Consider the following 11,814-nt stretch of genomic DNA (forward strand, 5'->3'; position numbering starts at 1 on the left):
TGGTGTCGCGGCCATAATGGCCAGTCAGCCCGCCCTAGCGCAGGACGGTCCGGCGCAGGGATGGATTAGTCAGGCGCAGGCAGGGCAGCAGGCCAAGCCGATCGTGCTGCATTTCCGCCGTATGGTCGATCTGCCTGCAAAGCCGGGTCGCTATCCGGTGCGGGTCACGGCGGACAACCGATTTATCCTTTACGTCAATGGCGCGCGGGTCGCATCCGGCCCCTCGACTGGCGATATCGCGCATTGGCGGGAATCGACGATCGACATTGCCCCCTATCTCAAGCGCGGACGCAATGTCGTCGCAGCGGTGGTATGGGACGGGGTCAAACCGCTCAAACTGCCGCCCAATGCTACGCCTGATCAGATGACGGCCGCGCAGGGTGCAGCATTGTTCAGCAACACAGCGCCATTGTTCCAGCAGAATGTCGCCACGGGCTTTCGCCTGATCGGGGAAGGCGATGCTGCCGCCATTTCGACCGACCGCCCCGGCTGGCGCGTCAAGGCCGATGCGGGGCATGGTTTCCGCAATGGCTGGGCGCAGACCAAGCGCTGGTATTATGTCGCAGGCAATCCGGAAGTGATCGACGCGGCCAAGGCCGATTTCGACTGGACCGGCGTTCAGGAAAAGGGCGACGGCTGGCAGGATGCGGTGCCAGCGCCCGATGCGGCCAAGCGCACGCTCGTCGCCGATCGGCTGCCGCCGCAACGTTATGACGCGACATCCCCTGGCAAGGTGGTGCGCAGCGATCTTGTCGTCGGACAGGGGTTCCCCGCGCGCCCCATTACCATCCCCGCCAACAGCAAGGCGACCCTGCTGATCCAGCGCGACGCGATGGTATCGGCCTATCCGCAACTCGACATATCGGGGGGCGCGGGCGCGACGATCAAGATGACTTGGTCGGAAGCGCTGTACGACAAGGATTATAAGAAGGGCGACCGTAACCTGATCGAGGATCGCAAGCCTTTTGGCCCATCCGATCTGTTCACCGCCGATGGCGCGGCCCGCACGTTCGAACCGCTATGGTGGCGAACATGGCGTTACGCCGAAATTGCGGTGGAAACGAAGGACCAGCCGCTGACCCTCAAGGCGCTGCGGGCCTATGAAACCGGCTATCCCTTTGCCCAGGTCGGCCGTTTCGACAGCGACGATCCGGACCTCAAGCGCATTTTCGATATCGGCTGGCGCACCGCAAAGATCGACGCGCACGAAACCTATATGGACACTGCCTTTTGGGAACAGCTGCAATATGCAGGCGACACCCGCCTGCAGATGCTGATCTCCTACGCCGTGTCGGGCGACGCGCGACTGGCCGAACAGGCGATCGACGCCTTTGCCGGATCGCACGAAGATGGCGGTCTGATGGAAGGCGCCTATCCCACGCGCGGCCACAACGTCATCGCGCCCTTTGCGCTATTGTGGGTCGGCATGCTGGACGACTGGCGCATGGCGCAGCGTGATCCAACCCCGATCGTACGCAACATCGCCCGGATGCGGGAGGTGATCGACTGGTTCGCCAAATATCGCCAACCTAGTGGATTGCTGGGCAAGAACCCGCAATGGAACTTCATCGACTGGGTGGGACAACCCGCCACCGATCGGGACCAGTTCCCCTCTTACAGCCAATCCAACGAAAGCTGCCTCGTCAGCGTCAGCTGGCTGGGCGCACTGCAGCAGGGCGCTGCGATCGAGCGCGCTTTGGGCGACAAGGCGCAGGGCGACCGCTATGCACAGCAGGCCGATGCCTTGAAGCAAGCCATACGCGCCCGCTGCTGGGTTCCCGCGCGCGGCCTGTTTGCGGACAATCCCGATGGCGACAGGTTCAGCCAGCATATGAATGCGTTGGCGATCCTGTACGATGTGGCTGACAAGGATGAGGCGCCCGCCATTCTCGACAGGATCGTCGCGCCGGGCAAGGGCATCAGCGCGCCGGAAGGGATTTCGACCACCAGCTATTATTTCGCCTGGTATCTGGTGCGCGCCTATCTCCATGCCGGGCTGGCGGATCGGTATCTGGGCCTGCTTCAGACCTGGCGCGACCTGCTGAAACTGAACTACACGACCTGGCCGGAAGAACGCGACGATGCGGGGCAGGCGGGCAAAGGCAGCTCGACCCGGTCGGATAGCCACGCATGGAGCGCGCACCCGACGCCCGATCTGCTGGGTATCGTCGCTGGCATCCAGTCTTCCGCGCCCGGCTATGCGCGCCTGCGCGTCGCGCCTGCCCTTGGTACGCTCAAGCGGGTCGAGGCGACGGCCGCGACACCCTATGGTCCAGTGAGCGTAAGCTACCGTATCAAGGGCCAAACTCTGTCGGCTGATATCACGCGACCAAAGGATCTGCCCGGCGATTTCGTCTGGGCGGGTAAATCCTATCCGCTGACGGGCGCGCGTACGCGTCTGACCGTGCCGACACGCTAAGATGGGGGAGGGGATATATGCCAAAGCCGTTTCGAATACGGAAGATCGCAGGGATCGCCCTCTCCATAGTGGCGATCCCTGCCCTGGCGCAATCGACGCCCAATCCGATCGAAGCGGACGGCACCGTCAATGTCCCCGGTTATCGCTTGCCGCCTTCGGTCTATCTGAGCGAGGAGGCGCGGAAATCGCTTCCGCGTCGCCCTCTCGATGCAAACGACATGCTGACCCAGCTGATCGAAAAGGGCCGCGTTCCAGCGGCGCGTCAGGGAATGGCGCGCGGTCTTGCCGGGCAGATCCGCAAAATGGCGCAGGATTATCATGTCAGCTATCGCGAAGTGACGGTCGGTGGCGTGCACGGTTTTCTGGTCTCACCGGCCAGGCGCGGCAAGCGCAACAATATCCTGATAAACCTCCGGGGCGGCGGCTTCATCATGGCCAATGCCGCGGCAGGCGGATTGCAGGAATTGATCCCACTCGCCAGCCGGACGGGCTTTGATATACTGACGACCGATTACCGGCAGGCGCCCGAGGCGGTCTTCCCCGCCGCCAGTGAGGATGTCGCCTCGGTCTATCGCGAACTGCTCAAGACCCATAAGGCGTCGCAGATCGGCATATTCGGCAGTTCCGCCGGCGGCCTGTTGACCGCCCAAGCGATCGCCTGGTTCCAGCATGTGAAGTTGCCCGCGCCGGGTGCTGCCGGAATCTTCTGCGCATCGGCGGATGCACGATGGGCAGGGGATAGCTGGTATTCGTTCAAGCCGATGCAGGGTCTGACGGCGCCAGCCACGCTGGATGAACGTTTCTATTATGGCGACCATGATCTGTTAGACCCGCTGATGTCGCCGATGATGTCGCAGGACGTGCTGCGGTTTTTCCCGGCGACCCTGTTGCTGACCTCGACACGCGCAGGAGAGGTCAGTGCGGCCGTCAACACGCATCGCGAGTTGATCAAGGCGAAGGTCGATGCCGATCTTCATGTCTGGGACGGGTTGGACCATTGTTTCTTCGGCAATCACGCCCTGCCCGAAGCGCGCGAGGCATTGGACGTCATGACCGATTTCTTCGTCCGCACACTGCGCCGATAAGGATCGCGGCGCTACCGTTTCGGCATCAGCCGGCCGCGTCGCTCCAAACCTGCGCGAAGAAGGGATTGCGCCGCGCTTCGGCATCGTAGTGGGCCGGATCGACCATCGTCGTGGGGCACCAGTGGCCGCCCTTCATATAGAGGTTGGGCGTCATCGAAAAGCGTTGCCCTGACGCCGACTGCCATTCCACCGGCACATGCAGCCCTTCGAAGGCGGTCGCCAGGCATTTGCCGCCGCGATATTCCGCCGCCCCGCGCAGGTCGTCCAGCCGCCATGCGTCGGGCGTGCGGCTTTCGTCATAGCCATGGTTCAGCAGGCTGGGTTCACGCGATGGCTGGGCAAAGATGAAGTCATCCCAGTTGCGTGGAATGGCTTCCCACGCGGCACGCGACCCGAAATAATGGGCGATCTTCTCCTGCTCGTCTTGCGCCATCCAATACAGCGATCCACCCGGCGCTTTTGCAAGCCCCTCGATCCGTTTGCTCACCATGCCCGGCGCATAGCGGGATACGGCACGGGCGATCCAGGGCATGTGGCGCGGAGCCTCGGCGAAATAGGCATCGAGCGACTGCTCTCGAAACGGCACCAGCGCCTCCAGACGGTCGGAATTGGCATACCATTGGCCATGGAAATTGCGGGTGGCAAACCAGTGTGGCTTCAGCGCCTTGCGATAGTTGGGCATGGATTGGGTCATGAACTCATGGTTCACGACCCGCGATGTCGCGCCGCCGCCGATGTTGTAGAAGCCGCGCCAGAACGCCTCTGGCACGCTATCGTCGCATACCGCTGCCATCAGCCGACCGCTGTCGTTCGCCGTCGACCACTCGAAAACGCCATTGATCGGATTGTGAAACATGATCGGATCGAACATTTTCCACATGTCGAAATGGGCCATGCCGCTCTGGCGCAGCGACACCCAGTGGCGGATGCCGCTTTCCGCCACGATCGCTTCGGCCTGGGTCTTGGTGACGGCATAATGGTCGTAGGCGCTGATCTTGATGGGATCGCCCGTGCGGCCCCAATGTACCGGGGCGTTGCGGCTGCCGGTTTCGGCTACAGTGCCGATATAGATCAAGCGGGTCTGTTCCGGGTCGCCCACAGTCTTGATGGCATTCACGATATTGCGTGCGCCGCCGACATTGACATGGGTAACGACATCTTTTGGCATATTGTCGGCAAGGGGGGACACCAGCCCACCGACATGAAGGACGACGTCGGCACCGCGCACGCCGTCTTCGATCGATGCCGCGTCGGTCAGGTCGCCCCAAACGATCTCCGCCAGGCCGCGTGTCTCGACATCGCGCACGACCGGATGGCTCTTTTCCTGCGGCCGGACGAGGATACGCAGGCGCAAGCTGTCGCTCTTGGCCGCGATACGCTTGATGGCTTCACGGCCCATATTTCCGGTCGCGCCGGTGAGAAAAATAATCTTGCGGCTATCGGACACTGGCCTCTCCCTTTGAAAAATTATTAGAACAGTTGCGTTCGAATAACAAGGGTTTCGGCTGCTCGCCCGGCAAGGCCGCTATCGGCGTCACATCCGGCGATCCATAGTCCGGGAACCTGCCACAAGGCGCATCTATAGTCAGACGTCTTGGCACCAGACCGAACGGGCCTGGTGCCGATGACCGTCATTTTTTCGGCATCTTGGCGAAGTCCGCGTCGATCGCTGCCAGGCGCGCATCGGTGACGTCATCAGGCGAATATTGCTGAATTGCCTTGAGCGTCATGCCGCGAGCCATGTCGATCTGGTCGTTGGTCGTCATGCCGGGGATATGCTTTTCAATGATCGCCTTGGCGGCCGGATTATCCAGCAATGTGCCGAGATCCGTGTCCGCAGTTGTGAACGCCTGCGGGGCGGCCGCCGCCGCCGCGGGGGGTGTAGGCGCCGCAGGCGTCTGTGCAAAGGCAGACGTGGCGGCAGTCAGCGCAACCAATGCACCGATCAGAATCTTACGCATCCAAAACATCCTCTTCCATTGATTCTAATCTATCTATCGAACGTTTGTGTTCTAATATCAAGATGCTCGCCCATATGGCGGTGACGGCTATTCAGGGCCATGAGCATAGAACTACCCTATACGCCGAAGCCACCTGACACGGATATGCGTTGTCCGGTCACATAGCCGGCTTCATTCGACGCGAAAAACACGCAGGCGTGGCCGATCTCTTCTGCCGTCCCCCAGCGCTTGAGGCAAAGCAGGCGATGCGTATTGTCGATCCAGCGCTGGTCGATCTGCCCGATGCGGGTGAGTTCATGCAACTGCCCAGCGTCTATGACCCCTACCAGGACGGAATTTGCCCGAATCTTGTACCGGCCTTCTTCTTTTGCGATGCCCTTCATCAACTGCTCGTTGGAAGCCTTCACCGCAACCGACATGCCATCGCGTTGCGGCCACCAATCGTGACCGGCCGATCCCAAGGTAACGAAGCTGCCGCCGCCCACTTCCCGAAAATGGGGAATGACCGTTTGGGCGACGGCTAAAAACCCATGCACTTCCACCTCAAAGGCATGGCGCCACTCCTTCATCGGCGTTGACGCAAGATAGCGTTGATTGACGAGCGGGCCGGCCGCCCAGACGACGCTGTGAATGCGGCCATGGGCGGCGATAGCGTCGTCTATAACTTGTCTCACCATATTTTCATCGGTCACGTCGGCCTGATGAACGCTCATCTTACGGTCGTATTTGCTGACATCACGCGCGATTTGTTCGGCGCGATCCCGACCGTTGCGGTAGACGATCGCGATGTCGCTGCCTGCTGCAGCAAAGCTGCGCGAGATACCGCTGCCTATACCGCCGCTACCGCCGAATATGATCGCGCATCCTTGCGGAAATGTAGCCAATCTTCTCTCCTGTCTTTTTCAAACATTATTTAAAACCGCCCGCAGCGAAATATTGGGGTGCGTTACTGACAGCGCCGCCGCATTGTCCTTACCGCCACGACATATTCTGCGTCACGACGAGACGCCCGATCGCGGCCCCCGCCGATTGGCACGGTCGTTCCATTCCTGCGTCACCTCGCCGATATCGAGCGGCCGAACCATCATCAGCACGCCGCTCCAGTGGCGCGCATCCTGCTGCACAACCGCCTCTTGTTCGGCAATCAGGTGAACGTCCTCGCGCAGAGCATCGAACAGAGCCAAGATGCGCTCGCGGCCTGTTTCGGTCAGGGCGACCATGTCCGACACATAGCGCGCGTCTGCCGCACCAAAATCCATCGACATGAAAAGTGGCTTCACCGTTTTCTCGAATGCGACCGCCAACGGGCCACCACGCCGCCATCTGACGGAACGGCTGGTTTTTGCGCGAATGCGACCGCGCGAAGGCAGATCGATTAGGCCCAATCGGTCCAGCCTTTTCAAATGGGTATCCAACAACTCGGGAGACAGTCCGAACGACTGCGCTATTTCCTCTCTCTGCGCGCCATTGAGAATAGAGAAAAACACCAGCGCCAGCCGTCGGTCAGCAGCAAGCACCCTTTCTTGAGACAGGGTGAAACTCTGCTGCAAGCCGTCATCGGTCTTTTCAACCAAGTTCCGCAGGTCGATCCCCGCGATCCCGCATATTTCATCGAGACGATCGAGCGTCAGTCCTTCACCCCGCAACCAACGCCACACGGTCGGCTCCGCCACGCTTAATGCATCTGCCAATTGGCTCACTCGAATGCCCTGACCCTTCAACTGCCGCCTCAGCGATGCAAGGATCGTAGCCGTCGCGGGACGCATGCCACCAGACATATATTTTTATCCTATCATTATATGATATAAATATATTGCCAGGCGCAATTTGCAATCAACGCCTTGTTGTTCCGTTCGGATGCAACCGGCATTGTTACTCCGATAGACAGGCCTGAGCGGCCTTATCCAGGAGAGGATCATGGCGCGAACCGCTGACTATAATCTGGGGGAATATACATTCCCTCGTGGCTGGCTGATGGTCGCACGGGCGACGGACGTCACCGACGCACCCGCGGCGTTGCGCATGTTGGGACGCGACCTGGTAATCTATCGTGGCGGGTCGGGCCGGATCGTTTTACTCGACGCCTATTGCCCGCATATGCAAGCGCATCTCGCCGCCGACCAGACCTCTGGCGCCGCCGCCAATCGCATCGAAGGCGATTCCATTCGCTGCCCCTATCATAGCTGGCGCTTCGGGCCGGACGGCCAATGCGATCATATTCCTTATTTTGACGGCAAGATCCCGGCCGCGGCAAAGATACGCGCCTATATCGTGGAGGAGCGGTTCGGCTGCGTGTTCGCATGGCACGATCCGGAGGAGGGCGCGCCCGACTATGCATTGCCGCTCTTGCCCGAATGGGACGACCCCCATTGGCTACGCGACGACTATGACGACCTGGGCACGTTGGACGTTCACCCGCAGGAAATCCTCGATAATTTGGTCGATACACGACATTTCGGTCCGATTCATGGGCAGAAGATCGCCTATTTCAATTCGGTGTTCGATGGCGTGGTGGGTAAGCAAATATCGGGTGGCGGTCATGAAACCATGACCAGCGAGGGCGGCGTGTTGGACGTGGACGCCTTTTATACCGGGCCGGGCATCCTCATCGCGCGCTATTCGGGCGAAACCGACGCCGTCCAGATCATTTGCCACACACCCAAAGAAGATGGGGTGACGCAGGTGTGGCACAGCATCGTTACGCGCGCGCTGCACAACCCGCCAACAGATGGAGACCTGGAATTGCGTACGCAATATCATCGGGGTGGCCTTGCGGCCTTCTCGCAGGATTTCGCGATCTGGAGGACCAAGGCGCCTGCATTCCATATTTTGCGCCTTCCCACTGACGGTCCGTTCCATCGTGGCCGCGTCTGGTATCGGCAATTCTACAATCCGCGCGCCATGGCTGCCGACTTTCAGGCCCGCGCCAATGGCGTGCATCACACCGACGGCACGCCTCCAGCGCCCGATTTGCAGGCGGCGGAATAACAACCGACAATAATCTGGGAAAGGAAGAGAATGAGCAGGATATTTCCTGAAGGCGCCGTCGCGGTTTTCGGTGGCAGCGGCGGGATCGGCAAAGGCGTTGCGCTGGAGTTTGCCAGGGCAGGCACTGACGTGGCGATCTTTTATCGATCGAAGAAGGACAGCGCGGAGGACGTCGCTGCAGATATCCGCGCGATGGGCTGCCAGGCCAGTATCCACCAAGCCGACGCGCGTAGCTACGAAGAGTTGGAAGCCGGTTTTGCAGGCGCCGTCGATGCCCATGGACGCATCCACAGCATCGTCTGGGGCGCCGGTCCGATCGTGGCGCAGGTGCCGCTAGCCGACTGGTCGATCGAACAGTTCCGCGCATCGATGGAGATTGAGGCATTCGGCTTCTACTATGCCGCTCGCATCGCCATCCCCCACTTTCGCGCCAAGGGCGGCGGATCGTTCGTTCACCTGGGGTCGGGCGGGCATGACTGGTGGCCGCATCTGGATGGCCTTTCGGTCGCGCCCAAGGCCTGCAACGAGTCCTTGGTCAAAGGCATCGCCAAGGAAGAAGGCGTGCACGAAATTCGCGCCAACTCCGTGCTCGTCGGCGTAATCGACGCAGGCCAGTTCAAGGTTGGCCAGAAAGAAGGCTATTTCGACGCCGAATGGGAACGGAACGTCAAGGCCATGCTGCCCATCAAGCGCTGGGGCAAGGCGGAGGATATCGGCAAGGCTGCCGTGTTCCTGGCGTCCGATAACGCCAATTATGTCACCGGCCAGACCATCTCGGTCGCAGGTGGTTTTGGCGTCTGAACTGATGATCGGGGGCGGCGCGATCCGTCCCCGCGTCCCGCTAAGGCCGATGTGCTGAACCGCGCAAAAATGTCGGGCGCTGACCGGAAGCACGCAATTATTCGCTAGCAATAGGCGCCTCTACCTTGTGCAGCGCTTAGCAGCGGATCGCCGCGAACGGCATTACCGGAAAAATGGACTGAGAAAAGCCCCTCTATCGGGCAGCGAAAATACATGTTTGTTGATTATCTACCATTTCGATAGATAAATGGCGCTATGGTGGATTCTCATTTCATGCCTGACGATCGTGGATCGCGTTGCACCGTTGACGACGCGTTCGATCATGGAGCGAAGCCATCCGGTATCGAGTGGCCCACATTGCTGCTGGCCATCGGCATCTACGCCGCTTGGCTGCTCATTACCGCGTTCCACGCCAGTGTACCGTTCTGGCTGCTGGGGGTTGTCGGCGGCGTGATCATTGCCTGGCATGGATCGTTGCAGCATGAAATCATTCATGGGCATCCTACCGCCACCAAATGGTTCAACGGGATGCTGGGCGTCGTGCCGCTATCCCTATGGCTACCCTTTTCCATCTATCACCGCTCCCATCTCGCCCATCATCGCGCCGAACATATCACCCATCCTCTGGACGATCCGGAAAGTCATTATGTCAGCCATGACCATGGCTGGCGGGCGCGTTTCGCGACATGGGAAGGGGGATTGATCGCCCGGCTGATTCTCGGCCCGCCGATCCGCATAATGGCTTTTCTGCTAGATGAAACGGAAAGGGCATGGCGCCATCCACTGGACTGGCCGCGGGACTGGGTGCCGCATATGCTTGCGTTATGGCCCATTCTCTGGTGGCTGAACCATGTGAACCTGCCGATCACCGATTATGTGCTTGCCTTCGTCTATCCCGGCACGGCGCTGACCTTGTTGCGCTCCTTCGCGGAACATAGGGCCGATGCCGATGCTGGCCGACGCGCCGCGATCGTGCGTCGTGGCGGGGTGTTCGGGCTATTGTTCCTGAACAATAACCTCCATGCAGTCCATCATGCACGGCCAGATCTGCCCTGGTATCGGTTGCCCGATCATCTGCTGCAGAACGAACAGATATTTGCGGCGGCGCCCGTCTATGCCAGCTATGCCGATGTCATCCGCCGCTTTGCATGGACGCCGAACGACGGCATCGTGCATCCGGCTTTTCGCGGGCAAGAGGATTGGGTTTGATCGCGTCGCTTGGCATGTATGATCTACCTTGGTTGCATATGGCCAATGACGACCTGTGGCGCGTAGTCGCGGCCTGCCTGACGGCGAACGGCATAGAGGATGTGCCGACATTTTTGACGAGGAACGTCGACCTGCACGCGCTGTGGCGATCGCCTGACCTGCTGCTGGCGCAGACGTGCGGCTACCCACTGGTGCGCGAGTTGGAGGGGCACGCAGTCTTGCTAGCGACGCCCCATTATATCGCGGAAGGATGCGAAGGCCCCTATCATCGCTCCGCCATCCTGGTGCGGGCAGATGATCCAGCGGCCGATATCGCCGATCTGAAGGGGCGTCGTGCCGGCATGAACGATAGGCGCTCGAACAGTGGCATGAACCTGTTGCGCGATGCCGTAGCACCCTACGCGGATGGCGCGACCTTTTTCGCTTCCGTGCAGGTGACGGGATCGCATGCCGACAGCTTGATGGCCTTGTTGACCGGCGCGATCGATGTGGCAGCGATCGATTGCATCACCCTGGCGCACTTGCGTAGCCGATATCCACAGCAAGCCGCGCAGCTGCGCGTACTGGCCTGGACGCGAGCCGTGCCCGGCCTGCCGCTCATCCTGTCGATGACCCAGGCTCATCATAGGGAACAGCTATTGATGGCGCTGCGCCATGCCAGCATTGATCCGATGGGGCAGGCCAGTCTCCATACCCTGCGCATCGGCGGTTTTTCCGCCCTAAGCTGGGACGATTATGCCATTATTCGTACGATCGAACAGCAGGCGATTGAGAGCGGCTATCCGGTTCTTCAATAACGTCATCCCGCCTCGCCTAACCCCTCGGCGCCATCTGTCACAAACTCTGGCGGATGGTTTGCGCAGAGTGTCGATGCCTGAAACCGCTTTTACTACTCAAATGGTCGAGAATATGGCGCAACTCGGCGCGAAGCGGGCGTCAGCATGTTGCGACCGCCAATTTTCGCGCGCAACATTTTCCCTCAATCGCAAACAGGAGGCCGGTTATGGGCATCGAAAACCGCTTGCAGGCACTCAAACGTCAGATTGCCACCATCCTCAATGACGACACGCGCTACGCCGTGGCGGAGCGTATTCGCGAACTGGGCTATATCGATTTCCGCGATTTTTTCCAGGCCCGTCCGGCCCCTGCTCATGTCGCTGCGGTCGAATATCTGTTGCGGCCTGCACAATAACGGAACCACATCGGCGTCAGCGCATTATGTAATTATCGGACGGTAACTTTGCCCCCCGCTCATCAGCCGTCCGATCGGCCCCGTCAGCATCCCCCCGCTGACGGGGCCTTGTCATTTGGTCAGCGGACGCGCGGTCCGCTTGCAATGGTAGTCCGACCC

11 protein-coding genes are annotated in these 11,814 nt (G+C 60.4%); 7 read left to right on the forward strand and 4 right to left on the reverse strand.

The window, feature by feature from the left end; all coding sequences use genetic code 11:
• The first annotated feature begins 16 nt into the window (after positions 1-16).
• Together U5A89_RS04925 and U5A89_RS04930 are read left to right on the forward strand one after the other, a co-directional pair.
• The gene (locus U5A89_RS04925) at positions 17-2,419 is read left to right on the forward strand and encodes an alpha-L-rhamnosidase-related protein (protein WP_338160044.1); all 2,403 of its coding nucleotides are present in this window, start codon (positions 17-19) and stop codon (positions 2,417-2,419) included.
• A gap of 68 nt (positions 2,420-2,487) precedes the next feature.
• Positions 2,488-3,504, forward strand: coding sequence for an alpha/beta hydrolase fold domain-containing protein (locus U5A89_RS04930; protein ID WP_338160045.1), 1,017 nt, complete (start codon positions 2,488-2,490; stop codon positions 3,502-3,504).
• Positions 3,505-3,529: 25 nt separating this feature from the next.
• On the opposite strand, the gene U5A89_RS04935 is transcribed toward U5A89_RS04930, so the two are convergent.
• From U5A89_RS04935 to U5A89_RS04950, 4 genes are all read right to left on the reverse strand, one after another.
• Positions 3,530-4,951: an NAD-dependent epimerase/dehydratase family protein gene (locus tag U5A89_RS04935; protein WP_338160046.1), complete on the reverse strand. Its 1,422-nt coding sequence runs from the start codon at positions 4,949-4,951 to the stop codon at positions 3,530-3,532.
• Between the two features lie 184 nt (positions 4,952-5,135).
• Positions 5,136-5,465, reverse strand: coding sequence for a hypothetical protein (locus U5A89_RS04940; protein WP_338160047.1), 330 nt, complete (start codon positions 5,463-5,465; stop codon positions 5,136-5,138).
• 116 nt (positions 5,466-5,581) lie between these two features.
• Positions 5,582-6,349, reverse strand: coding sequence for an SDR family NAD(P)-dependent oxidoreductase (locus U5A89_RS04945; RefSeq protein ID WP_338160048.1), 768 nt, complete (start codon positions 6,347-6,349; stop codon positions 5,582-5,584).
• A gap of 111 nt (positions 6,350-6,460) precedes the next feature.
• On the reverse strand, positions 6,461-7,243 hold the full coding sequence (locus U5A89_RS04950) for a helix-turn-helix domain-containing protein (protein ID WP_338160049.1): 783 nt from the start codon (positions 7,241-7,243) through the stop codon (positions 6,461-6,463).
• A 139-nt stretch (positions 7,244-7,382) separates the two neighbouring features.
• Here U5A89_RS04950 and U5A89_RS04955 point away from each other — a divergent pair, with 139 nt between their 5' ends.
• From U5A89_RS04955 to U5A89_RS04975, 5 genes are all read left to right on the forward strand, one after another.
• Positions 7,383-8,453, forward strand: coding sequence for a Rieske 2Fe-2S domain-containing protein (locus tag U5A89_RS04955; RefSeq protein ID WP_338160050.1), 1,071 nt, complete (start codon positions 7,383-7,385; stop codon positions 8,451-8,453).
• 30 nt (positions 8,454-8,483) lie between these two features.
• Positions 8,484-9,254, forward strand: a complete 771-nt coding sequence (locus tag U5A89_RS04960; protein ID WP_338160051.1) for an SDR family NAD(P)-dependent oxidoreductase — start codon at positions 8,484-8,486, stop codon at positions 9,252-9,254.
• Positions 9,255-9,527: 273 nt separating this feature from the next.
• On the forward strand, positions 9,528-10,463 hold the full coding sequence (locus tag U5A89_RS04965; RefSeq protein WP_338160052.1) for a fatty acid desaturase: 936 nt from the start codon (positions 9,528-9,530) through the stop codon (positions 10,461-10,463).
• A gap of 14 nt (positions 10,464-10,477) precedes the next feature.
• Positions 10,478-11,260 (forward strand): phosphate/phosphite/phosphonate ABC transporter substrate-binding protein, encoded by a 783-nt coding sequence (locus tag U5A89_RS04970; RefSeq protein WP_338160053.1) that lies wholly within the window; start codon positions 10,478-10,480, stop codon positions 11,258-11,260.
• 206 nt (positions 11,261-11,466) lie between these two features.
• Positions 11,467-11,655 (forward strand): hypothetical protein, encoded by a 189-nt coding sequence (locus U5A89_RS04975; RefSeq protein ID WP_338160054.1) that lies wholly within the window; start codon positions 11,467-11,469, stop codon positions 11,653-11,655.
• Positions 11,656-11,814 lie beyond the last annotated feature (159 nt).

The organism is Sphingobium sp. HWE2-09, assembly GCF_035989265.1.
Taxonomy (GTDB): Bacteria; Pseudomonadota; Alphaproteobacteria; order Sphingomonadales; family Sphingomonadaceae; genus Sphingobium.

Coding starts and splice junctions, on each gene's coding strand:
- U5A89_RS04960 (WP_338160051.1), top strand. CDS start 8,484: ATGAGCAGGATATTTCCTGAAGGCGCCGTCGCGGTTTTCGGTGGCAGC.
- U5A89_RS04970 (WP_338160053.1), top strand. CDS start 10,478: ATGTATGATCTACCTTGGTTGCATATGGCCAATGACGACCTGTGGCGC.
- U5A89_RS04975 (WP_338160054.1), top strand. CDS start 11,467: ATGGGCATCGAAAACCGCTTGCAGGCACTCAAACGTCAGATTGCCACC.
- U5A89_RS04955 (WP_338160050.1), top strand. CDS start 7,383: ATGGCGCGAACCGCTGACTATAATCTGGGGGAATATACATTCCCTCGT.
- U5A89_RS04950 (WP_338160049.1), bottom strand. CDS start 7,243: ATGTCTGGTGGCATGCGTCCCGCGACGGCTACGATCCTTGCATCGCTG.
- U5A89_RS04940 (WP_338160047.1), bottom strand. CDS start 5,465: ATGCGTAAGATTCTGATCGGTGCATTGGTTGCGCTGACTGCCGCCACG.
- U5A89_RS04965 (WP_338160052.1), top strand. CDS start 9,528: ATGCCTGACGATCGTGGATCGCGTTGCACCGTTGACGACGCGTTCGAT.
- U5A89_RS04925 (WP_338160044.1), top strand. CDS start 17: ATGGCCAGTCAGCCCGCCCTAGCGCAGGACGGTCCGGCGCAGGGATGG.